Source organism: Candidatus Sororendozoicomonas aggregata (assembly GCF_031528575.1).
Classification (GTDB): Bacteria; Pseudomonadota; Gammaproteobacteria; order Pseudomonadales; family Endozoicomonadaceae; genus Endonucleibacter; species Endonucleibacter aggregata.
This window is the reverse complement of record NZ_JAVLSP010000014.1, coordinates 28,445-51,797: the sequence shown is the minus strand read 5'-3', so window position 1 is coordinate 51,797 and position 23,353 is coordinate 28,445. Positions and strand designations below refer to the sequence as shown.

20 protein-coding genes and 3 pseudogenes are annotated in these 23,353 nt (G+C 47.0%); 10 read left to right on the top strand and 13 right to left on the bottom strand.

The window, feature by feature from the left end; translation table 11 throughout:
* Positions 1 to 382: 382 nt before the first annotated feature.
* The 8 genes and pseudogenes from V4C51_RS04665 to V4C51_RS04640 all read right to left on the bottom strand — a co-directional run bounded on the left by V4C51_RS04665 (position 383) and on the right by V4C51_RS04640 (position 6,320).
* The gene (locus V4C51_RS04665; RefSeq protein ID WP_330924967.1) at positions 383 to 808 is read right to left on the bottom strand and encodes a hypothetical protein; all 426 of its coding nucleotides are present in this window, start codon (positions 806 to 808) and stop codon (positions 383 to 385) included.
* Positions 809 to 1,057: 249 nt separating this feature from the next.
* Positions 1,058 to 1,183 (bottom strand): annotated as a pseudogene (locus V4C51_RS17890) (C2H2-type zinc finger protein); the annotation flags it as partial.
* 344 nt (positions 1,184 to 1,527) lie between these two features.
* A complete protein-coding gene (locus V4C51_RS04660; protein WP_330924966.1) occupies positions 1,528 to 2,346 on the bottom strand; it encodes a C2H2-type zinc finger protein in 819 nt (272 codons plus the stop codon).
* Positions 2,347 to 2,675: 329 nt separating this feature from the next.
* Positions 2,676 to 3,089, bottom strand: coding sequence for a hypothetical protein (locus V4C51_RS04655; RefSeq protein WP_330924965.1), 414 nt, complete (start codon positions 3,087 to 3,089; stop codon positions 2,676 to 2,678).
* A 678-nt stretch (positions 3,090 to 3,767) separates the two neighbouring features.
* Entirely contained in the window at positions 3,768 to 4,286 is a 519-nt protein-coding gene (locus V4C51_RS04650; protein WP_330924964.1) for a hypothetical protein, read from the bottom strand.
* 150 nt (positions 4,287 to 4,436) lie between these two features.
* Positions 4,437 to 4,562 (bottom strand): annotated as a pseudogene (locus tag V4C51_RS17885) (C2H2-type zinc finger protein); the annotation flags it as partial.
* Between the two features lie 262 nt (positions 4,563 to 4,824).
* Positions 4,825 to 5,790: a lactonase family protein gene (locus tag V4C51_RS04645; protein WP_330924963.1), complete on the bottom strand. Its 966-nt coding sequence runs from the start codon at positions 5,788 to 5,790 to the stop codon at positions 4,825 to 4,827.
* Positions 5,791 to 6,149: 359 nt separating this feature from the next.
* Positions 6,150 to 6,320, bottom strand: coding sequence for a hypothetical protein (locus V4C51_RS04640; RefSeq protein ID WP_330924962.1), 171 nt, complete (start codon positions 6,318 to 6,320; stop codon positions 6,150 to 6,152).
* A gap of 181 nt (positions 6,321 to 6,501) precedes the next feature.
* Between V4C51_RS04640 and rluB the strand changes: the two genes are divergently transcribed.
* The 4 genes from rluB to gcvT all read left to right on the top strand — a co-directional run bounded on the left by rluB (position 6,502) and on the right by gcvT (position 11,331).
* Positions 6,502 to 7,422 (top strand): 23S rRNA pseudouridine(2605) synthase RluB, encoded by a 921-nt coding sequence (rluB, locus tag V4C51_RS04635; RefSeq protein ID WP_330924961.1) that lies wholly within the window; start codon positions 6,502 to 6,504, stop codon positions 7,420 to 7,422.
* Between the two features lie 271 nt (positions 7,423 to 7,693).
* On the top strand, positions 7,694 to 9,214 hold the full coding sequence (locus V4C51_RS04630) for a glycosyltransferase family 39 protein (protein WP_330924960.1): 1,521 nt from the start codon (positions 7,694 to 7,696) through the stop codon (positions 9,212 to 9,214).
* A 200-nt stretch (positions 9,215 to 9,414) separates the two neighbouring features.
* Positions 9,415 to 9,729, top strand: a complete 315-nt coding sequence (locus tag V4C51_RS04625; protein WP_330924959.1) for a YebG family protein — start codon at positions 9,415 to 9,417, stop codon at positions 9,727 to 9,729.
* A gap of 459 nt (positions 9,730 to 10,188) precedes the next feature.
* Positions 10,189 to 11,331, top strand: a complete 1,143-nt coding sequence (gcvT, locus tag V4C51_RS04620; protein ID WP_330924958.1) for a glycine cleavage system aminomethyltransferase GcvT — start codon at positions 10,189 to 10,191, stop codon at positions 11,329 to 11,331.
* Positions 11,332 to 11,710: 379 nt separating this feature from the next.
* Here gcvT and V4C51_RS04615 read toward each other — a convergent pair whose 3' ends face one another.
* Positions 11,711 to 12,379 (bottom strand): hypothetical protein, encoded by a 669-nt coding sequence (locus tag V4C51_RS04615; protein WP_330924957.1) that lies wholly within the window; start codon positions 12,377 to 12,379, stop codon positions 11,711 to 11,713.
* Between the two features lie 437 nt (positions 12,380 to 12,816).
* Complete coding sequence (locus V4C51_RS17880; protein ID WP_420797633.1) at positions 12,817 to 13,020, bottom strand: hypothetical protein; 204 nt, start codon at positions 13,018 to 13,020, stop codon at positions 12,817 to 12,819.
* 231 nt (positions 13,021 to 13,251) lie between these two features.
* Between V4C51_RS17880 and V4C51_RS04610 the strand changes: the two genes are divergently transcribed.
* Entirely contained in the window at positions 13,252 to 13,635 is a 384-nt protein-coding gene (locus tag V4C51_RS04610; protein WP_330924956.1) for a DUF2237 family protein, read from the top strand.
* Between the two features lie 210 nt (positions 13,636 to 13,845).
* Here V4C51_RS04610 and V4C51_RS04605 read toward each other — a convergent pair.
* A pseudogene (locus V4C51_RS04605) lies at positions 13,846 to 13,959 on the bottom strand (IS1 family transposase); the annotation flags it as partial.
* Positions 13,960 to 14,123: 164 nt separating this feature from the next.
* Here V4C51_RS04605 and V4C51_RS04600 point away from each other — a divergent pair.
* Positions 14,124 to 14,663: a DUF6155 family protein gene (locus V4C51_RS04600; protein ID WP_330924955.1), complete on the top strand. Its 540-nt coding sequence runs from the start codon at positions 14,124 to 14,126 to the stop codon at positions 14,661 to 14,663.
* A 141-nt stretch (positions 14,664 to 14,804) separates the two neighbouring features.
* On the opposite strand, the gene V4C51_RS04595 is transcribed toward V4C51_RS04600, so the two are convergent.
* Together V4C51_RS04595 and V4C51_RS04590 are read right to left on the bottom strand one after the other, a co-directional pair.
* Positions 14,805 to 15,341: a GNAT family N-acetyltransferase gene (locus V4C51_RS04595; RefSeq protein ID WP_330924954.1), complete on the bottom strand. Its 537-nt coding sequence runs from the start codon at positions 15,339 to 15,341 to the stop codon at positions 14,805 to 14,807.
* Complete coding sequence (locus V4C51_RS04590; RefSeq protein WP_330924953.1) at positions 15,338 to 15,607, bottom strand: type II toxin-antitoxin system TacA family antitoxin; 270 nt, start codon at positions 15,605 to 15,607, stop codon at positions 15,338 to 15,340. Before V4C51_RS04590 ends, V4C51_RS04595 begins: the two co-directional genes overlap by 4 nt.
* 601 nt (positions 15,608 to 16,208) lie before the next feature.
* On the opposite strand from V4C51_RS04590, the gene V4C51_RS04585 reads away from it, so the two are divergent.
* From V4C51_RS04585 to V4C51_RS04570, 4 genes are read left to right on the top strand one after another with little or no spacing between them, the layout of a single operon-like run.
* Positions 16,209 to 17,795, top strand: a complete 1,587-nt coding sequence (locus V4C51_RS04585) for a class I SAM-dependent DNA methyltransferase (protein WP_330924952.1) — start codon at positions 16,209 to 16,211, stop codon at positions 17,793 to 17,795.
* Entirely contained in the window at positions 17,785 to 19,131 is a 1,347-nt protein-coding gene (locus tag V4C51_RS04580; RefSeq protein WP_330924951.1) for a restriction endonuclease subunit S, read from the top strand. Before V4C51_RS04585 ends, V4C51_RS04580 begins: the two co-directional genes overlap by 11 nt.
* Complete coding sequence (locus V4C51_RS04575; protein WP_330924950.1) at positions 19,112 to 20,113, top strand: virulence RhuM family protein/type II toxin-antitoxin system death-on-curing family toxin; 1,002 nt, start codon at positions 19,112 to 19,114, stop codon at positions 20,111 to 20,113. Before V4C51_RS04580 ends, V4C51_RS04575 begins: the two co-directional genes overlap by 20 nt.
* 47 nt (positions 20,114 to 20,160) lie before the next feature.
* Positions 20,161 to 23,319, top strand: a complete 3,159-nt coding sequence (locus V4C51_RS04570) for a type I restriction endonuclease subunit R (protein WP_330924949.1) — start codon at positions 20,161 to 20,163, stop codon at positions 23,317 to 23,319.
* The last annotated feature ends 34 nt before the right edge of the window (positions 23,320 to 23,353 follow it).

Below are 23,353 nucleotides of genomic sequence, written 5' to 3'. Positions count from 1 at the left end.
AAACGCTTTTGACCTACCATAACCGAAAATGTTCAACGTGCCATTTTCAGGCACTGCCATTCGGTTAAAAATTAAACAATGTATAAAATGCCTGTTACCCAGATGGCAGTATAATAGCTGTTGTCCATAGAGCTATTTTGTCTCGTTCCCACGCTTCGCACGAACGCATACGCCACCAAAATAAAGGCACGGCGCGTTGATAAGGCCAAATACTGGCGTTATCCCAGTGCTTAAGATTATCAGGGAGCAAAAGAAGATTGTCAGAGGGATGTCGCTTATGGTGGCTTATGGTGGCTTATGGTGAACAAGGCAGGCATTCGCGCGCCGAGCGAGACTTCAGTTCACCGTGGTCAACAGAGCAGGGGGTTGCGTCTTGCGCGAATTACCAGGGAAAATCATCTTCCCCTGCGTCCAGTGCCAGTAGATCGCTGAAATCCAGTTGTCTTTCATTTTCTCCTTCATTATTCAGTGGGCTTTCAGGCACTGCAAAAGCCCCCTCCGGGCTTGCGACCGCTGCTATTGCTACTGGGTAGGGTTGAGCGCTAGTTAGACTTGTGGTTGCGGTTGCGGTTGCGGTTGTGATTGTGCTTGTGCCTGGGGCTGTCGTTCTCATTTCAGTATAAACGACGCTTCCACCAGACGAACCACTTACCTGTGATGTACTGATTTCTACACCCGTCGTTTCCGACCTTAACTGATGAGTGACAGAGCTGACCGCGCCAACACCAGGGATTGTCTGTTCATTAATGGATACCTGTGAACTAATGGACAATTGTTGCTCCTGGTAGCCACAGTGTAACGTGTTCATATGGGATTTGTATCCGAACCCATCCTTAAACCACTTTGCTGGACAGACAGGGCAACGAAAACAGGGCTCACCAGAACAACTTTTTCTGTGTCTATTCAAATGCTGTACTTGTGTGAATCCCCTACTACAACCAGGGCATACGTGGGGCCTCATCCCAGTGTGGATTAACTCATGTTTCCTGACGTCCTTTGGGAAGTCAAATTTTCTTTGACAAAATCTACATTGACGGTTTTTTTCATTCGTATGAGTTTTCATGTGTTGAATGAGATTAAGCCTTCGCGTAAATCTCCTGCCACAGGCTTCGCATTCATGGGGATTTTCTTCGGTATGGGTTTGAATGTGCTCTTCTAATTCGCTAGGCGTGTCAAAATCCATATGACAGTGCGTACAGGTATACATAGTTGGCATAGCCTCTCTGTGTTGTTAACTCAAGTTACGCGCCAGCACAGGCGCGTGGTTGATCAAATGATATGCCCATTGACTCTCTCTCCTGATTGCACTCTGATTACGCTCTGATTACGCTCTGATTGCGCTCTGATTGCGCTCTGATTGCTCTTTACGCTGCCAACGAACGCCAACTCGGCGTTGAAGCACCTCACAGTAGCAAGCCTCACCCGTCGTTTCTAATGTTCTAACGTCCAGTTTGTAAGCGCTAACGGGGTCATAAGGTTTGATTAGCGCTCTTGCGCCGAAGTAAAGGGCTTTGCGTCTTGCGCAAATTACCAGGGAAAATCATCTTCCAATGCGTCCAGCGCCAGTAGATCGCTGAAATCCAGTTGTCTTTCATTTTCTCCTTCATTATTCAGTGGGTTTTCAGGCACCGCAAAAGCGGCTTCCGGGCTTGCGACCGCTGCCATTGCTACTGGGTAGGGTTGAGCGCTGGTCAGACTTGTGGTTGTGGTTGTACTTGTACTTGTACTTGTGCCTGGGGCTGTCGTTCTCATTTCGGTATAAACGGAGCTTCCACCAGACGAATCACTTACCTGTGATGTACTGATTTCTACACCCGTCGTTTCCGACCTTAACTTATGAGTGACAGAGCAGACCGCGCCAACACCAGGGATTGTCTGTTCATTAATGGATACCTGTGAACTAATGGATAATTGTTGCTCCCGGTAGCCAGGGTGGCAATCGTCCATATGGAGTTTGTATCCGAACCCATTCTTAAACCACTTTGCTGGACAAACAGGGCAACGAAAACAGGGCTCACCATCACAACTTTTTCTGTGTCCATCCAAATGACTTTTTTTTAAGAAGCCTCTACCGCAACCAGGGCATACATGGGGCCGCTCCCCACTATGGATTTTCTGGTGTTTCGTGCGCTCGCAACGTTGGGAAAATATTCTCTCACAAAATCCGCATGGATAGATCTTTTTATTGATATGCGCTTGCATGTGTTGAATGAAATTACCCGTTTCGGCAAATTCCATGCCGCAGGCTTTGCACTTATAGGGCTTTTCTTCAGTATGGGTTCGAGTGTGCTCCTCTAATTCGCCGGGCGTGTCAAAATCCATATGACAGTGCGTACAGGTATACATAATTGGCATAGCCTCCTTATTCTGTTAACTCAAGTTACGCGCCAGCACAAGCGCGTAGCTGATAAAATGATGACCGGAGAGCTTTTACCCATTGACTCTCCTGATTGCGCTCTGATTGCGCTCTGATTGCGCTCTGATTGCGCTCTGATTGCGCTCTGATTGCTCTTTACGCTGCCAACGAACGCCAACTCGGCGTTGAAGCACCTCACAGTAGCAAGCCTCACCCGTCGTTTCTAATGTTCTAACGTCCAGTTTGTAAGCGCTAACGGGGTCATAAGGTTTGATTAGCGCTCTTGCGCCGAAGTAAAGGGCTTTGCGTCTTGCGCAAATTACCAGGGAAAATCATCTTCCAATGCGTCCAGTGCCAGTAGATCGCTGAAATCCAGTTGTCTTTCATTTTCTCCTTCATTATTCAGTGGGTTTTCAGGCACCGCAAAAGCGGCTTCCGGGCTTGCGACCGCTGCTATTGCTACCGGGTAGGGTTGAGCGCTGGTCAGACTTGCGGTTGTACTTGTACTTGTGCTTGTGCCTGGGGCTGTCGTTCTCATTTCAGTATAAACGACGCTTCCACCAGACGAACCACTTACCTGTGATGTACTGATTTCTACACCCGTCGTTTCCAACCTTAACTGATGAGTAACAGAGCTGACCGCGCCAACACCAGGGATTGTCTGTTCATTAATGGATACCTGTGAACTAATGGACAATTGTTGCTCCCGGTAGCCAGGGTGTTCATTATCCATATGTCTTTTGTAGCCCCTTTCATTCTTATACCACTTTGCTGGACAGATAGGGCAACGAAAACAGGCCTCACCATCACAAGTGTTTCTGTGTCTATTCAAAGGAGCAAGTTGCGTGAATCCCCTGCCACAATCAGGGCATACGAAGGGCCTCACCCCAGTGTGGATTCTCTCGTGTGTCCTGCATTCCTTTGTTCGGAGAAAATTTTTATGACAAAACCTGCATTGACGTTTTTTTTCATTAGCATGGGCTTGCAGGTGTTTAATGAGGTCAATCTTTAGGGCAAATCTCCTGCCACAGGCTTCGCATTCATGGGGATTTTCTCCAGTATGGGTTTGAATGTGCTCTTCTAATTCGCCGGGCGTGTCAAAATCCATATTACAGCGCGTACAGGTATACATAGGTGGCATAGTCTCCCTGTGTTGTTAACGCAAGTTACGCGCCAGCATAGGCGCGTAACTGATAAAATGATGACCGCAGAGCTTATACCCATTGACCCTCCTGATTGCGCTTTACGCTGACAACGAACGCCAGAGCCGCGTTAAAACTCCTCGCAATAGCTTCTTGTACCATTACTCGTTGCTTCTACTGTTCTGACGTCCAGTTTGTAAGCGCTAACGGGGTCATAAAGTTTGATTGGCGCTCAACCTTGAAGTAAAGGGCTTTGCGTCTCGCGCAAATTACCAGGGAAAATCATCTTCCAATGCGTCCAATGCCAGTAGATCGCTGAAATCCAGTTGTCTTTCACTATTCAGTGGGCTTTCAGGCACGGCAAAAGCCCCCTCCGGGCTTGCGACCGCCGCTATTGTTACTGGGTAGGGTTGAGCGCTGGTCAGACTTGCGGTTGCGGTTGCGGTTGCGGTTGTGGTTGTGCTTGGGGCTGTCGTTCTCATTTCAGTATAAACGACGCTTCCACCAGACGAATCACTTACCTGTGATGTACTGATTTCAACACCCGTCGTTGCCGACTTTAACTCATGAGTGACAGAGCTGACCGCGCCAACACCAGGGATTGCCTGTTTATTAATAAATACTCCAGAGAGTGGCTGCGCACCAATGGATAATTGTTGCTCCTGGTAGCCAGGGTGTTTACTACTCATATGCGCGTCGTAGCCAATTTTATTCTTATACCACTTTGCTTTACAGATAGGGCAGCGAAAACAGGCCTCACCACTACAACTGTCTCTGTGTCTATTCAAATGATATTCTCGTCTGAATCCCCTACCACAACCAGGGCATACGAAGGGCTTGATCCCAGTGTGGATTATCTCGTGTTTCCTGCAGTCCCTTGGGTAGCGAAATTTTTTTTGACAAAATCCGCATTGACGGTTTTGTTCATTAGTATGAGTTTTCATGTGTTGAATGAGATTAAGCTTTCGCGTAAATATCCTGCCACAGGCTTCGCATTTATGGGGATTTTCTCCAGTATGGGTTTGAATGTGTTCCTCTAATTCGCCGGGCGTGTCAAAATCCATCTGACAGTGCGTACAGGTATACATAGTTGGCATAGCCTCCCAGTGTTGTTAACGCAAGTTACGCACTAGAAGCCTGTCCGGGAATAGCGCCCGTAGCGAGGATCGCGAGAAATTGAGGATAAAAATTTCTGCTTCTGAGGAGAATAGCGGGGCTATTTGATGAAGAAGCAGGAATTTTCAGACCAATTTATCGCAACCGCAGTAGCGCAGTCTATTCTCGGACAGGCTCCTAGAAAAGGCGATTGGTATAACCTGCCCTTTATTACCAGTGAATATGGATTCCATCAGGGTATTTTAACAAGGAGGCACCCGCGTTGGCGCAATGGGAGAACATACCGCTATCAGGGTTAATCTTGCACTGAGTAACCTGCCCGGCGTAGGTATTGACAACATAAGCTCGAGTGCCTTCTGGATTAACGGCAATACCGGTGGGAACATAGACTTCTGTGGCACCTGTATCACCACAGGCTGAAAATTTACCCGTAGCCACATCAACATTGCAATGAACCACTTTTGAATCCCCCTGACTGGTTATATACGCTTGATCACCCGCCCCGTTGAAGGCCATTTCAGAGGGAATATAAAGTCCGGTAGCACCCGCGTTATGGCATTGGCTAAATTGACGGGTAACAGGATCAACCTCACAGACATTAACGCGCCCTCCCCACAAACTTAGTACAAAGGCACGATTTTCTTCCTTATTAAGGACAATATCCGACGAATGGGAAAATCCATATCCCCCGGTGTCAATACAATTGGAAAAATTGCCCGTCGCCGAATCAACGTGACACGCAATAATCTTCGAGTCAGCAAAATTCGCCACAAAAGCGCGCGTGCCCTTTTTATTTAAAGTAATACTTGCAGGTTGAGAGAGCTTTGAGGCACCGGTGTCGCCACAGTTTGAAAAATTCCCCGTCAGTTGATCCACCTTACATTGAACGACCCTGTTACTGGCGGAGTTGACAATAAATGCACGCGTCCCTTGCTGGTTGAGAACAACCATACCCGGGTTATTCAAGCCAGTGGCACCGGTATCACCGCAACGGGAAAAAGCACCCGTAGCCGGATTAATTTGACATTGAATGATTTTACTATAATCCCTTTTAAAAATATTATAACTGGTAATATAAGCTCGAGGTGGAGTGGCTTTAGCGAGGGGTTGAAGTTGACCACTTTCCGTTGACTCGTTCTGACTATAACTGGCTTTTGCCAGGTTAATGCCAATCAAAAATAACCCCGTGAGCAAGAACATGAGCAAGAGGGTCACACAATATAAAACAGGACATTTCATCTTGGACAGAAACATGTTTTAACGCTCCGATTTTTGATGAGTTCCAATGCGTTCCAATTGAGTTCTGATTAAAAGAAACTTTCCCCGTTCGTTAATCAAAACAGGTAAAGCGCTGCCTGTGCGTTGAAATGGTTGAAATGAATACGCCAGTACACCACCGCTGGCTTTGGCAAACTGTTCGCCTTTTTCCCGATTTCCCGATTTCCCGATTTCCCGATTTCCCGATTTCCCGATTTCCCGATCATCCTCCTGTGGTCAGTATTACCCCGGGGATATTGGCGGTTTTTGAACCGTATTCACACTGTGAACAGCGCAAGCCCATCTGCTTTGACCGGTGACGGGCTGATAGTGAGAAAATTAACCCTGTCGGTCACTGATAACAGGCCACCACAGTGGTGCGAATGCCCTGCGCGTTCAACCAGACTGCCACCCACAAACGCGATGTCTGATGCCCCGCAGAGCATCATCAACTCGCCGGTAGTGCTCCCAAGTATAACATCTATAGTGGGAGTTATAGTGGGAGCTCAGGAATGTGTCGGTCTGTGCCTGTTATCAGATAATTATTGTCCCCTTGTCGGTATCTGGCTTATACTTCCCGCGTTATTATCTCCTATCAACACGGCTAAAGCCGTCCGGTAACCGCATTTCATGACTATTGATACCCCCAATACCCGCGAGTCTGAGGTGGCTGAGTCCACGCGACCTCCCCAGGGAGAAAAACTCCAGAAAATACTCGCTGGCGCCGGCCTTGGCTCGCGCCGGGAAATGGAGCGCTGGTTAAGTGAAGGGCGTGTCAGTGTCAATAACAAAACTGCCGGGCTCGGTGATCGGGCCTGTACACGTGACACCATTACTGTGGACGGACGTCGAATCAACCTTGATGCTTACACGTCCGGTGTTCGTCGTCTTATTGCTTACAATAAACCCGAAGGTGAGATTTGCAGCCAGTCCGACCCGGAAGGTCGCCCAACCGTGTTTGACAGGCTGCCCAAACTCAAAGGTGGCCGCTGGATTGCCATTGGGCGTTTGGACATTAACACCTCTGGCCTGTTGCTATTTACTACTGATGGCGAGTTGGCCAGCCGGTTAATGCACCCATCAAACAGTATTGAGCGGGAATATGCCGTGCGGGTAATGGGTGATATTACGTCGGCCAAGGTCAAGCGTTTGTATGAGGGTGTTGAGCTTGACGATGGTTCGGCGCGTTTTACCGATATTGTGGATGCCGGGGGCAGCGGCGTTAATCGTTGGTTTCATGTCTGTATTCTTGAAGGCCGTAACCGGGAAGTTCGCCGCTTGTGGGCGTCTCAGGAACTGACGGTGAGCCGGTTAAAGCGTGTACGCTTTGGCTCGATGATGATGCCTGACCGACTCCGGGTCGGGCATTGGCAGGAAATGGGTAAAGCGGATATTGACCGGCTTGCCGAACTGGTGGATCTGCCACCGGCAAAAGCCTATGTTCGCCCACCGGCTGAGCGAGAAGTCAGGCAGTCCCATAAAAAGCCAGTGTCCAGGCGGGCAGAGGCCGTCAGCGGGAAAAACAAAAAACGACCGGGTCGCAAAAAGTGACTGAGTTGACTGAGATAAAGGAAGGGACGACTGAATAACTTTGTCAGCGTCCTGTTTCCGAAAGAATCGTGCAAGACATCAAGATTTTTCTTGGTCTGAAAATGGTTTGTCAGCCTACTTAAACCGTTTTAGCGAAACACCTCTTTTGATGCGTAAACATTAGAAGTACTAACGAACCAATTGAGCTGCTTTGGCAGAAAGGCTTTCTATTTCATGGTTTTTCTGACAGGCACTATAATAAGGTCAGTCATTTTTTCTGATGTATAATGAAATGAATAATAACAGTACTCATTCTGTTGCTACCAATAAAGCGCTCTTTATTTTTATAGCAGGTATTATTCTACTGGTTGGCATTGTGCCTGCCTGCTTATTTTATTCAATTCAACCTGATTCTGCCCAGAATATTGCCTGGGGCAACGCCTGGTCATGGGGGTATGATGAGCACCCACCCCTGGGAGCCTGGTTATTAACATTGATGGTAACCCTTTTCCATAATCGTGAATGGGGAACATTTTTTGCCAATACTGTTTGCATGATAGTAACCTTTATCTACGTTTACAGGTTGGGCAAGTTATTTTTAGATACTGTCACGGCATTGGCAGCAACTGTACTATCAGCATTATGTGCCTATTACTTTGTTAATGTGTTGTTGCAGTATAATCAAAATACCATTATGCTGCCTTTTTGGGTAATGACCGCATTTTATTGCTGGCAGGCGATGAGTCATCCTGGCTGGTATAACTGGCTGTTGCTGGGGGCAGTTGCCGCGTTATCAATGTTAGCCAAGTATGAATCTGCCATTATATTGTTGCTGGAGGCCGGTTATTTATTGAGTCACTATCGTCGTGAATATACTAAATACTTAATGGCAGCATTTGCCATTTTTGTCGTACTGTTACTGCCACATATTATCTGGCTGGCGCAAACAAATTTCCTCCCACTTCATTATTTGCTCTCCCGTTCAGATATTTATAATGATGGTTTTTTATACAGTCATTTATACAGACCGCTGATGGCGTTTGTTGTGCAGCTTTCCAACATTATTCCCATAGCCATCGCGCTCTATATTTTCTATCGCACGGGTAAAATAAAAAAATCAGATACAACAGTATCCCCAATGAATTACCTGGTTTTTTTGGGATGGTCACCTTTATTACTAGTGATAGCCATTGCCGTAATAGGTGGGATAAATATCAGGGCAGAATGGGGATTTCCATTGTTTATCTTATCGGTACCAGCAGGGTTTTTATGGTACGGGATGAAATTTCAATCCAATGCATTAAAGCTGCTACTACCGGCCGTACTGGTTATACAGATCATAGTATTTATTGGCTATACCGCGATTAATTTTTATGACAAGCGCGTGCATCATATTAACTTACCAGGTTATGCGCTGGCCAGGGTCGCACAACACTATTGGCAGCAAAAAGTTGGCAATCTACCGATTCGTTATACCGGATCATTGACGGGCGGAATCGGTTATTATTTGTCAGCCTATCTACCGAGCCATCCTGCTTTTATCAGTCATTTATCATTGGCAAACAGCCCATGGGTCAATAAACAAGATTTTTTGACCCACGGTGCGTTATTAATTTATAAGGGCTGTCAGCAAGATTTACCCGCCACTATTTCTGGGCTGGATAATGTTAAACAAAGGGATATAACATGCTTTTCACTGCCAGCGGCAAATAAAAGGTCGAATGTAACCGTTCATTTTACCCTGGCGATTGTGCCACCTTCAGGTAAGCAAAAGACTCTGCTGCCACAAGCTCAGCAACCACATTCTCAATAGGTAATAAGGGCCATAGAGTGAATTGTGATTGCAATGGTCTGTACCAATTAGAAAAAACCAGGGTGAACCCTATTATCAGGACAATAAATCAACATATTTACGTGAATCCAACTCTCTTCCATCACAGTTATGGACAAACTCACTGTATTTTTATACAGTCTCCACCCTATCTATTATCCATTATCAACCAGGAGCGGGCAGTGTCTATTACCCCCATGTGGCGAGTTGACCGGGACGGAAGTATGTTTACCGACAAAAAAGCAGCAGAAGAGCACGACAAAATGATGGAGCTGGCTGATAACCTGTCAAGCCTGCTGGAAGCTAACTTCACTATTGATGACACTCTGGCAGAAAACATCGGCCTACTGCTCGCGCGAAATAAAGAAACACTTGCCAAAGCGTTTAAAGGAAAACCTGAACTGATTCAGAGTATCACATCAATAGGTGGCAATAGTGAAGACAACAGTGAAAAAAACAGTGAAGACAATAACCGCAGTAGCGCGGTAGAGCAGTAGCGCGGTCTATTCTCCGACAGGCTCCTGGGCTTTCAAGAGGGTTTTGCTGACTCCCGGTAACAACAAGCGTTATCTCAATGTCACCGATGATGCTTGTGCGATGCGATAGATCAAGGAAAACGGATTATCCTATTTATCTCCCTTCCCGGGTTGTGTACCATCACCGCACATTGGTTTTAATGACTTATACTCACTCGCTTTGCTAGGAGCCTGTCCGAGAATAGCGCCCGTAGCGAGGATTACGAGAAATTGAGGATAAAAATTTCTGCTTCTGAGGATAATAGTGGGGCTATTTGACGAAGAAGCAGGAATTTTTAGACCAATTTATCGCAACCGCAGTAGGGTAGTCTATTCTCGGACAGGCTCCTAACAAAGGCGGGGAAAATGGATAAGTAATAAAAAAGTCGCAGTACCGATATACCGCGCCACGACAGTTTCACTATCTTGCAGGAGAAGGCTATGGCATTGCCGACCAATGATCTTCATCTTACCCCCCTCAACAGTCTGCACCTTGAACAAGGTGCCAAAATGGTGCCTTTTGCGGGTTATTCCATGCCCGTACAGTACGCCCCTGGTGTCAAAAAAGAGCACCTTCATACCCGTAAGCTGGCGGGTCTGTTTGATGTCTCCCATATGGGACAGGTACTATTGAGTGGCCCTGAAGCCGCCGCTGACCTTGAAAAACTGATGCCTGTTGACATTATCGATCTACCCGAGGGTAAACAACGCTATGGGCTGTTTACCAATGAGCGGGGAGGCATTCTTGATGATTTGATGGTAACGCGTTTTCCTTCTGTTGATGGTAAAGACTGCCTGTATGTGGTGGTTAATGCCGCCTGCAAAGTCCGGGACATTGCCCATATGAAAGCCTCTTTGAGTGAAAGTACTGTCCTGGAAGTACTTGATGATCGGGCGCTGATTGCCCTGCAAGGGCCTAAAGCCGTTGATGCCCTGGCCCGCTTTGCGCCGCAAGTGAATAATATGGTGTTTATGGACGCGCGACAGCTGAGTATTGCCAACGTAGACTGCTATGTCAGCCGCTCAGGCTATACCGGCGAAGATGGCTTTGAACTGTCCATACCAGCAGATCAAGCCATTACCCTATGTAAACAGCTACTGGAGCAACCCGAGGTTGAGCTGATTGGTCTTGGCGCTCGTGATTCTCTGCGCCTGGAATCCGGCCTGTGTTTGTACGGTCATGATATTGATGAAACGACAACGCCTGTCTCTGGCAGTCTGTTATGGGCTATCAGCAAAAGTCGCAGAGCCGGTGGCGCAAGGGCAGGTGGCTTTCCCGGTGCCCATAGCATTTTCAAGCAGATCGACGCCAAAGACGTTGATAGCAAGCGGGTTGGTTTGACCGGTTCGAGTCGAGCCCCTGTGCGTGAAGGGGCTGAGCTCGTTAATAAAGAAGGCGAAGTCATTGGTAAAGTGACCTCCGGTACCTTTGGCCCGACGGCAGGTGTACCGGTTGCCATGGGATACCTCCAAAAAGCGTATACTCCACTCGGTACAGAAGTGTTTGCCCTGGTCAGAGGGAAACAGTTACCGATGACCGTGAGCAAAATGCCTTTTATCCAGCAACGTTACCACCGCGGCTAGGAGGCTGTCGGACTGATGCTTTCGAGCATAAAATTCAGTAGGGCGAGTCAGAATTTTTGATTAATTTATGCGAATAGTTGACCTATTTAAGCAAATTGATCGGACATTCTGGCCGCGCTTTCTCGCGCTTTCTGGATTTCAGGCCGAAATTGTCTTAAGTCCGACAGGCTCCTGGTTTATTCCTGACATCTTCCTCGTCGTTTACGATAAGGGGGATGGATGTTAAGGAGCAGTCTTAACAGTCATGCTCCTACTGCGGCTACGATAAATGGGCCTAAAAAATCGCTTTTGTTCGTCAAATAGTCCCGCTATTCTCCTCACAAAAGCGGCTTTTTATCCGCCATTTCTCGCGATCCTCACTACGGGCAGACTTTTAAGACTACTTCTGAGAAGTTAATTTGCCTACCCATATCTGGTAATTAATTTTATTCTCCTTTGAAATTTTTTTATAGGCTGATTTGATATTTTTAAAATCTTTTTTTGGTACTGGCCTGTTGCCAGTATAGACCCTCATATAATACAACAAACTTTCATCATATTCTTTTCTTAAATAATAGGAAAAAGCTATTGAATGGTATAAAGCACACAGCGTATAGTCATCCATTATAGCTAAATACTTCCCCTTAATATCCAACAGCCCTTGAAGACAATCAATATCATATAAATAATCTAAAATAATATGTTTTTGAATAGTGAACCAAATATCACGGGGAAAACTTTCAGCTATTAAATAAAGCTCCTTCATTAATGTTTTATCTTTTTCACTCCTTGCTTCTTTATATTTTCTTAACCATTCTCTCCGGGTTTTTCGTAACTTTGATTTGTGTATTTGTGGTGGTTTCATATATGATGGTTGCTGTTGCACCCTGAAAAATGAATCAGGCACAGTATCCAACGGTTGTTTATTGGCAGACATTTGATCAGCCAAAATACAACTGTCACAAAACCAATTATCTTGCGCTGTTTCCTGACGACACTTTGTGCAGATACCAGCAACGCTATGTATAGAAAGGAAATAAAAGAGAAAAAATAAATACCTGGCTTTCACATTACACCTCATATATAAGTCATCAACTTTTTCAAATATAGGAGCATATTTATAATACGCTAGGAGCCTGTCGGACTTATGCTTTCGAGCATAAAATTCAGTAGGGCGAGTCAGAATTTTCGATTAATTTATGCGAATAGTTGACCTATTTAAGCAAATTGATCGGACATTCTGGCCGCGCTTTCTCGCGATTTCTGCATTTCAGACCGAAATTGTCTTAAGTACATGACCAAATGAAAACATATATTTTCTTGCTGGCACGCCTTGCAAGGCCTGTAGACCAACTTGAAAAGCAAATGGTCATGTACTTAAGTCCGACAGGCTTCTAGGAGCCTGACCGAGAATAGCGCCCGTAGCGAGGATTACGAGAAATTGAGGATAAAAATTTCTGCTTCTGAGGATAATAGTGGGGCTATTTGACGAAGAAGCAGGAATTTTTAGACCAATTTATCGCAACCGCAGTAGGGCAGTCTATTCTCCGACAGGCTCCTAGTACCGGGCTTATTGGCGTTGTAAACAAAATCAAGGGGAAGCTTTGCATACAACTTCCAAACAAACAGAAAGCGTTGTACGCATGAAGGTGCTTTACCGTTTTTCACGACACCCTCTGTGGTATCACAGTGAGCACATGAAACGTTAATGACCGCAGGAAAAACGGAGAAGGTATTAATAAAGCAGGTCTATTGAATAGACGCGATCAACGCGTCTGATTCATCCACCCTCAGCGGTTATAGTGCTTCAAAGGTCTGATCTTGAATCTTGAAAATCAAACAGAACGAATCAAGATCTGCCCCCTTGCGCACCAATAAAACCTCGTTCAAACTGAGGCATTGCTACCCTCCATGTAGACTTTATACTGTTTAGAGATTTTTATGAGTAACGCAGATAGTATGCCACTCAACATAGTGGGCGAACCCCTTGAATCATGTTGTACCAACCCAGTTACTGGCTTTTTCCGAGATGGCTATTGTCGAACCATCAAGCAAGATAGTGGTTTGCATACCGTCTGTGCCCAGTTAGATAACGAGTTCCTTCAGTTTTCACTGAGCAAAGGAAATGATCTGATCACCCCCCGGCCAGATTTCGATTTTCCGGGATTAAAAGCAGGTAACCGTTGGTGTCTATGCGCCATGCGATGGGCAGAAGCCTGGGAAGCCAATAAGGCACCGAGGGTTCTGTTACGCGCCACACATATCAAAACCCTTGAAGTCATTCCCCTTGAAGTGCTAAAACAATATGCGATTGATCTTAATTAAAGGGCATTGGCACCTTCTCCATCGAGATCGCTGGAGCGAGGAGCCTGTCGGACTTAAGACAATGTCGGCCTAAAATCCAGAAAGCGCGAGAAAGCGCGGCCAGAATTTCCGATCAATTTGCTTAAATAGATCAACTATTCGCGCAAATTGATCGAAAGTTCTGACTCGCCCTACTGAATTTTATGCTCGAAAGCATAAGTCCGACAGGCTCCAAGCATAGAATAGCCAGCGTTGATTTTTCTTATTGCCGACATAAGACCACTGCCCATCCATCTGGCAGATCAATACCCGCTCTTTATTGTCGAAAGGAAGTGATGTCAACCTGTTTGAAACATGACCGAACTACCGTATAGTTCCCGGTGTTTCAGCCCTGCTATTAACAGATTTACCGTGATTAGCTTAAAAAAGGGTTGCTATTCATCACTCTCTTCGTTACAAGGCTCTATTGACTTAATCATCCTAAATCATGCCTTGAAAGTCGATTTCATATGACCAAAAAACCGGGTTTAACAGAGCTAAAAAAGCAGTTGAGAAAGAAGTCCCAGAATGAGCTGGTAGAAGAAGTTGCTCATCTCTATAAAAAGTTCAGTAATGTCAAAGCGTTTTATCAAGCCTCTTTCTTTAATGACGACTCTGCTGTTCTGGAGAAATACAAGAAGATTGTTAGGGATGAGTACATCCCCACTGGAAGAAGGCAATTCCCCAGGATGCGGGCATCCGTGGCGAGAAAAGCCATTTCGGATTACAAAAAAATATCCTGCTCAGATCCCGGTATTGCCGACATTATGCTCACGTTTGTAGAGTCTGGCGTCTGGTGCGCTAAGGAGTACGGCGATATCGATGAACCATTCTATTGCAGCATGGAAAGCATGTATGAAAGTGCTGCCAAGTTCATTACAAAAGAGAACCTCCTTAACGATTTTAAAGACCGCTTGCTTGCCATCGTAGAGGATACAGACAAAATGGGCTGGGGATTCCATGACACATTATCAGACACCTATGAATTCTATATAGACAGTACTGATTGAGATGACGACCGATATAGGACACCCAAACGCCGATATAGCGATATAGAAAGCGATATAGGACACCCATAATTTTGACCATATAAAAATTAAGGATAAATTTATGGGTGTCCTGTTCTTACTGTTCTTACTTTTGCGTACCAGTTACTTCTGTTCAAATAACAGGCTGATTGTTTTGATTGATAAAAATAAACGAGACCGGCCGTCTTGCTGCTGTAATGTCTCAAACCCAAACTGTTCATAAAATGCTTTTACGCTGTCATTTAGACAATCAACAATAACAGCATAGGCTTTCATATGCGCACTGATTGCCAGTAAATGCTCCAGGGCTTTTATCAGAGTAATTTTCACCAAGCCTTCTCCCTTATACTGCTCATGGACGGCTAACTGAGCTAACAGAAAAACAGGAATAGGGTAGCGAGGTAACTTTTTTGCCAGCCGATCCGGTAACGTTTGCCGGGCAATGGAACCCGGTGCAATGCTGTAAAAAGCACATATCAGGTATTTTCCACCCACTAATGGCTTTTGAGCAGGCAATACCATTGTCCGACTGATACCTGACTGCATATGCCTGATCGCCTGTTTTTTCAAAAACTGATCCAGCGCCGACTCACCACAAAAAAAAGAGTCCCGATCATGCAGCTTTTTGTCCAATTCAACAAACGTCGTTGACCAGCTCATTGAATGCCCTGCTCCCGCGTCAGTCGCAATGCATCCTTTAGCTTTTTATTGGGCTGTTTTACTTGCTGACATGCAGTGGTAAAACGATCAAACACGTCGTCTTCCACCACCATGCTTTCATGCTCGGCTATCACCCGCGTCGCGTCCTGATCCATTAAATGAACAACATATTCTGTCAAGCTTTTCAGCCCCAATAGCGCTGAAGCTTTTTCTGCCTTTGCCTTTATCTCTTCATTTAACCTTAAATCCAGTCGTGCTGTAGCCATTGCCTGCCTCCTTTGTACGGATTATACCCGTACAATTGAGTTTAGCGGTTATTGGCAAACTGTCAATATGTACGGAAGAATGGCGGAATAAAAACAACTCTTAACGAGACAAAAACATTGTAAAACAGGGTATTACCAACGAAATATGGAAATATAGGGACGAAATAAATATAGGAGGGAAATATAGGGGAAATATAGAAAGGAAATATAGGAAATATAGGAAATATAGGACACCCATAATTAGGAAATATAGAGGAAATATAGGGAAATATAGGACACCCATAATTTTGACCATATAAAAATTAAAGGAAATAAAGGACACCCACAATCTCACGGAAATAAAGGAAATAAAGGACACCCACAATCTTAACCCTGGTCACAGATGAGGCGCTTAAAGGCCCCCAACTCTCCACTACCTTATTAAAACCCGGCACTGGCCGGGTTTATTTCTGGCTCACCCACACAAGCATTTCATCGTGCGAAAAAGCAAAGGATTCTATACACTTAGCGTTATTCTTATCACCCATCTTCCATACCTACGGTATTTATCACCGTGGGGTTGTACTGATGGGCATAGCACCGCGACAGAACCGGATACCCTATGGCCAAACGACCAGCGAAATCAAAAGCGCCCACCCAATCCTTTGAAGAAACCCTCTGGGACTCTGCTAATAAATTGCGGGGCAGTGTGGAATCGTCGGAGTATAAGCACATTGTCTTGAGCTTGATCTTTCTGAAGTTTATCAGTGATAAGTTCGAGACCCGCAAGGAAGAACTGATCGCCGAAGGGATGGAACAGTACACCGATATGGTGGATTTTTACACCATGAAGAACGTGTTCTTTCTGCCCGAAGAAAGCCGCTGGAACCATATTCTCAAGCACGCCAAGCAGGATGATATTGCCGTTAAGATTGATACGGCCCTGCACACGGTGGAGAAAAACAACAAGTCCCTGGCCGGTGCCTTGCCTGATAACTACTTTTCACGGTTAGGGCTGGATGGCAGCAAGCTGGCGGCGCTGATTGATACCATTAACAATATCGATACCATTGCCCAAAAGAGGGCCGACGAGTGTCATATGACCGAAGAAGACCTGGTAGGCCGGGTCTATGAATACTTTCTGGGCAAGTTTGCTGCCAGTGAGGGTAAAGGTGGCGGTGAGTTCTATACGCCCAAGTCCGTGGTTTCATTGATTGCCGAAATGATTGAGCCGTTTAAAGGAAAAATCTACGACCCCTGCTGTGGCTCCGGCGGTATGTTTGTGCAGTCCATCAAGTTTATTAACAGCCATCACGGTAACCGCAAAGATATCTCCATTTACGGGCAGGAATACACCAGCACCACCTATAAGCTGGCGAAAATGAACCTGGCCATCCGGGGCATTGCCGGGAACCTGGGGGATGTGGCCGGGGATACCTTTTTTAAAGACCAGCACCCCGACCTGAAGGCCGACTTTATTATGGCTAACCCGCCGTTTAACCAAAAACAGTGGCGGGCTGATAGCGAACTGAACGACGACCCACGCTGGGAAGGGTACGAAACTCCACCCACGGGCAATGCCAACTATGCGTGGATCATGCATATGATCAGCAAACTGTCCGAAAAGGGTACGGCAGGCTTTGTGCTGGCCAACGGTTCCATGAGTTCCAACACCTCCGGCGAAGGGGCTATCCGTAAAACCATTATTGACAATGATTTGGTGGACTGCATGATTGCCCTGCCGGGGCAGTTGTTTTATACCACGCAGATTCCCGTCTGCCTGTGGTTCCTCACCAAAAACAAATGGACGGATGCCGAGCGTGGTTACCGCAACCGGCAGGAAGAAACCCTGTTTATTGATGCCCGCCAGATGGGCACCATGGTCAGCCGCACCCATAAAGAACTGACCACTGACGATATCGCCAAGATTGCCCGCACTTACCATGCGTGGCGTGGGGAAGAAAAGGACGGCGACTATGAAGATGTGGCCGGTTTCTGTAAGGCTGCATCGTTAGAGGAGATTAAAGCTAACGACTACGTACTGACACCGGGGCGTTATGTGGGTGCTGCGGAGCTGGAAGATGATGGGATTCCCTTTGAGACCAAAATGACAGAACTGAGTAAAACCCTGTACCGGCAGATGGATGAGGCCAAGGAGCTGGATCGTGTGATTCGTGGGAATTTGGAGGTATTGGGTTATGGGGAGTGAGTGGGTATCAAAGCCTCTTGGAGAACTGATTGTCTTGCAAAGGGGGCATGACCTTCCAGCTCAGAACCGTAAAGAAGGCTCTGTTCCAATCATGGGATCATCTGGTTTAACAGGCTATCACAGTGTAGCTAAAATCCTTGGGCCAGGTGTTGTGATTGGTCGCAGTGGCAATTCAATGGGCGAAGTGAGCTTTTCTGCAAAAGATTACTGGCCTCTAAATACATGTCTTTATGTTACAGACTTTAAGGGAAACGACCCTTTATACATTTATTATTTTCTTCAAACAATTGACTTCGACCAGTTTAACTCAGGTAGTGCACAAAAGTCTCTGAACAGGAACGCAGTCTATCCCTACGAAGTACTCTTTACCCAAAATAAGTTCGAACAGAAATTAATAGGGAAAGTACTTGCAAATTTAGACAATAAAATTCAACTCAACCGCCAAACCAACCAAACCCTCGAGCAGATGGCACAAGCCCTGTTCAAAAGCTGGTTTGTGGATTTTGATCCGGTGATCGACAATGCACTGGCGGCTGGCAACCCGATTCCACCAGCGTTGGCTACTCGTGCAGAAAGCAGAAAGTCCCTGCACGGGTCGGCTGATAATACGCCGCAGTTGCCCGAGCATATCCGCGCTCTGTTCCCGGAGCGTTTTACCCATCATCCTGATAGGGGGTGGATTCCTGAGGGGTGGGAGGTTAACCCCATTGGCAAAGTGATTGATAATGTCGGTGGTGGAACCCCCAAAACAAAAGAAGGCACATTCTGGATTGGGGGCACACACCCATTTTGCACACCAAAAGATATGTCGTCACTCACCAGTAAAACGCTGCTTGAGACCGAGCGTCATCTAACAGAGGCGGGGGTAGCAAAGATCAGTTCTGGGCAGTTACCTCAGGGCACAGTTTTGATGTCATCCAGAGCCCCTATTGGTTATCTGGCAATAACTGATGTACCTGTTTCCGTGAACCAGGGCATCATAGCAATGAAGCCCAATGAGCTATTTAGTAGTGAATACATTCTTAGCTGGGCAGAAGCCAGCATGGAAGAAGTTGTATCGAGAGCTAACGGCAGTACCTTTCTTGAAATCAGCAAAAAGAATTTCAGAGAAATCCCTTTTCTGATCCCCAGCGCAGATGTATTGAAGCAGTTTGACGCAATTGCCAAGCCCTACTTTCAGAGAATCACGTCAATACAAAAAGATGTAGACCAATTAACCAAACTCCGAGACACCCTACTCCCCAAACTCATCTCCGGCGAACTACGGTTGCCTAACACCCACCAGCCAGAACCCGACACCAAAAAAAAGGACAGCCATGAAACCCACGGGTATTGAAATCTATCAGGCCGATGAAGGGCAACCCATTGAAGTGCGCCTTGAACAGGAAACACTCTGGCTAACGCTGTCACAGTTGGCGGACCTGTTTGGCCGTGATAAATCCGTTATCTCCAGACACCTGAAAACTATTTTTGATACGGGTGAACTGGAACGGAAAGCAACTGTTGCAAAAAATGCAACGGTTCAAACCGAGGGTAAACGGCAAGTTCAGCGGCAGGTAGAGTTCTATAATCTGGATGCCATTATTTCTGTGGGTTACCGGGTTAACTCCAAAAAAGGAACCCAGTTCCGCATCTGGGCCACCCAGCGGCTCAAGGATTATCTCCAACAGGGTTATGCCCTGAATAAACAACGCTTTGAGCAGAACGCTGCCGAGCTGGAACAAGCCCTTAGCCTGATTAAAAAGGCGGCTCAGTCGCCAGCATTAAGTACCGATATGGGGCGGGGTTTGCTGTCAATCTCGCGCCGGTACACCCAGACCTTTCTCTGGCTCCAGCGCTACGACGAAGGCTTACTGGAAGAACCTGCCGGACAACAAGGCGGACAACTGCCCACAACAACCGATGCGACCCATGCCCTTGAGCAGCTCAAGCAACAGCTCATGGAACGCGGCGAAGCCACAACACTCTTTGCTCAACCCAGACCCCCTGACGGGCTAGCCGGTATTTTCGGCAATCTTGAACAAAGTGTGTTTGGCAATGAAGCCTACCCCAGCATTGAAAGCAAAGCCGCACACCTGCTCTACTTCGTCGTCAAAAATCACCCTTTTGCTGATGGTAATAAACGCAGCGGTGCCTTTTTATTTGTGGACTTTCTGCACCGCAACCAGCGACTCTACAATGACAATGACGAACCTGTCATTAACGACACTGGCCTGGCCGCGCTGACCTTGCTGGTTGCGGAGTCTGACCCGAAACAGAAAGATACCCTGATTCGGCTGATCATGAATATGCTCGCTCCCCCTGCCAGCACTGATTAACGCATCACGGCGATGCCCGCATGATGACCAAAAAAAGGACAAGCCCCATGAAGTTCACCGAAGAACAGTTAGAACGTGCCATTATTCAACTCCTGCAAGAGCAGGGGTACCCTCACCACAGCGGTGCGACCCTTGAGCGTACACCGCAAGACGTACTGATTGCTGAAGACCTGCGAAGCTTTCTTGCTGAGCGGTATCAAGCCGATGGCATTACCACCAGCGAGATAGACACGATTATTCGCCAGCTCGATACCCTGCCTTCCAGCGACTTGTACGACAGCAATAAACAGTTTTGCAAATGGCTGTCGGATGGGATGCTGTTAAAGCGTGAAGATCGCGACCAAAAAGACTTACATATCCAGCTGATTGATTACACCGAGCAAGATAACAACCACTACCGATTGGTCAACCAGCTTGAGATTGAAGGGGCCGACGGCGATAAACGTATCCCTGACGGTATTTTATACGTCAACGGCCTGCCTTTGGTGGTGTTTGAGTTTAAAAGCGCCATTCGTGAAGAGCAGGCGAATATCCATCAGGCTTGGGTACAGCTGACCACCCGTTACCGGCGGGATATTCCTAAGCTGTTTGTCTATAACACCTTCTGTGTAATCAGTGATGGCGTTAACAATAAGATGGGGGCGCTGTTCTCCCCCTACGAATTCTTCTACGCCTGGCGCAAAATCACTGGTGACGAGTCCGTAGAGAAAGACGGCATTGACTCACTGCACACGATGCTGCAAGGGTTGTTTGATAAAGGTCGCTTACGGCAGGTGCTGCGCCACTTTATCTTCTTCCCCGACACAGGCAAGCAAGAGGTTAAGATTGTCTGCCGTTATCCGCAGTTCTACGCCGCCAATAAACTCTATCATCATATTAAGGCCCACCGTAAGCCAGAAGGGGACGGTAAAGGCGGCACCTACTTTGGTGCCACCGGCTGTGGCAAGAGTTACACCATGCAGTTTCTGGCACGGTTGCTGATGAAGTCCGTTGACTTTGAAAGCCCGACACTGGTGCTGATTACTGACCGTACCGACCTTGATGACCAGCTCACCAAACAGTTTACCAATGCCAAAGGCTATATTGGTGACAACAGCATTGAGACGGTAGAAAGCCGGGCTGACCTGCGCGCCAAGCTCAAAGGCCGCAACAGTGGCGGGGTGTTCCTGACCACCATTCATAAATTTACTGAAGATGCCGAGCTACTCACAGAACGCACCAATGTGATTTGCGTCTCTGACGAAGCCCACCGCAGCCAGGTGAACCTTGACCAGAAATTCACGGTTACCGAAAAAGGCGTGCGCCACATCTATGGTTTTGCGAAATACCTCCATGACTCCTTACCCAATGCCACCTATGTAGGCTTCACTGGCACGCCTATTGACGCAACATTAGACGTGTTTGGTCAGGTAGTGGACAGCTATACCATGAGTGAATCCGTCAATGATGAAATCACTGTGCGGGTTGTCTATGAAGGCCGTGCAGCGAAAGTGGTGTTGGATAACCGCAAACTCGAAGAGATCGAGAAATACTACCAGGACTGCGCCGAGGCCGGTGCTAATGAGCACCAGATTGAAGAAAGCAAAAAAGCAACAGCCAATATGGGCAGCATCCTCAGTGACCCGGACCGTATCAGTGCCTTAGCCAACGACTTTGTGCGGCACTACGAGAACCGGGTGGCTGAAGGCTCGACCATTAAAGGCAAGGCGATGTTTGTCTCCAGCAGCCGGGAGTGTGCCTGGGCGTTTTATCAGCAACTGCGACAACTGCGCCCGGCCTGGTTTGACGTGCGTGAATGCGAAGAAGGCAGCACCCTCAGCGAGCAGGAAAAGAAAAAAATCAAACCCATGGAACGGGTCAAGATGGTAATGACGCGGGGTAAGGATGACGAGAAGCCTTTGTATGACCTGCTGGGCACCAAAGACTACCGCAAAGAGCTGGACCGGCAGTTTAAAAATGATAAGTCGAACTTCAAGATCGCCATTGTCGTGGATATGTGGCTGACCGGGTTCGACGTGCCGTTTCTCGACAGCATCTACATTGATAAACCCATCCAGAAACATAACCTGATCCAGACCATCTCCCGAGTGAACCGTAAGTTTGCGGGCAAAGACAAAGGGCTGGTAGTGGATTATATCGGCATTAAAAGTGCCATGAACCAAGCCCTGGCGCAGTTCTCCAAGGCCGATGAGACGAACTTTGAAGACATTGCCCAATCGGTGATTGTGGTGAAAGACCATCTCGATTTGCTCAGGCAGATGTTCCATACCTTTGATGCCCGCCCCTATTTTAGCGGTGCCCCCGTTGCCCAGTTAAACTGCCTGAACAATGCTGCCGAATTTGTGCTTGGCACCGGCAAGCTGGAAAAGCGGTTTATGGCGTTAGTGAAACGGGTTAAGGCCGCCTACGATGTGTGCTGTGGCAGCGAGAAGCTCAGCCAGAACGATAAAGACCAGGTGCACTTTTATTTAGCTGTGCGCTCCATCGTCTACAAACTCACCCGTGGCGATGCCCCTGACACGGCCCAGATGAACGCCAGGGTAAGGGAGATGATTGCCCAGGCGATTCAGAGCGATGGAGTACAGGAAGTCTTCAAGCTGGGTGATGAAAATGCCACCGCCATTGATATTTTCGACGAGGACTATCTGGCTAAAATCGACAAGATCAAGCTGCCCAATACCAAAATCCAACTGCTTCAGAAAATGCTGCAAAAAGCCCTGGAAGGTTTCAAGCAGACCAACAAGGCCAAAGGCATTGAGTTTACCCAGCGCTTTCAAACCCTCGTGAACAGGTACAACGAACGTAAGGAAGAAGACGTGCTGGTCAGTGAAGTGCTGGAAGAATTCTCTGACCAGATCATCGACCTGATGGCTGACCTGAAACGTGAGATGGGTTCGTTCGAAGGGATGGGCATTGGTTTTGAGGAGAAGGCGTTCTACGACATCCTGAAGTCCCTGGCGATCAAGTATGACTTCAGCTACCCCGAAGATAAACTGCTCGAACTGGCGAAAGCCGTGAAAGGGGTTGTGGATGATAAAGCGAAATACACCGACTGGAGCCAGCGGGACGATATTAAGTCTGAGCTCAAGGTGGCGTTGATTTTATTGCTGGCCCAGTTTGGGTATCCACCGGTGGATCGGGACGAAGTGTATAAGGAAATCTTCGAGCAGGCAGAGAATTTTAAGAAGCACCGTACCGAGGTGTAAATCGCACTGTTATGACGCCTGCATACCGTACACT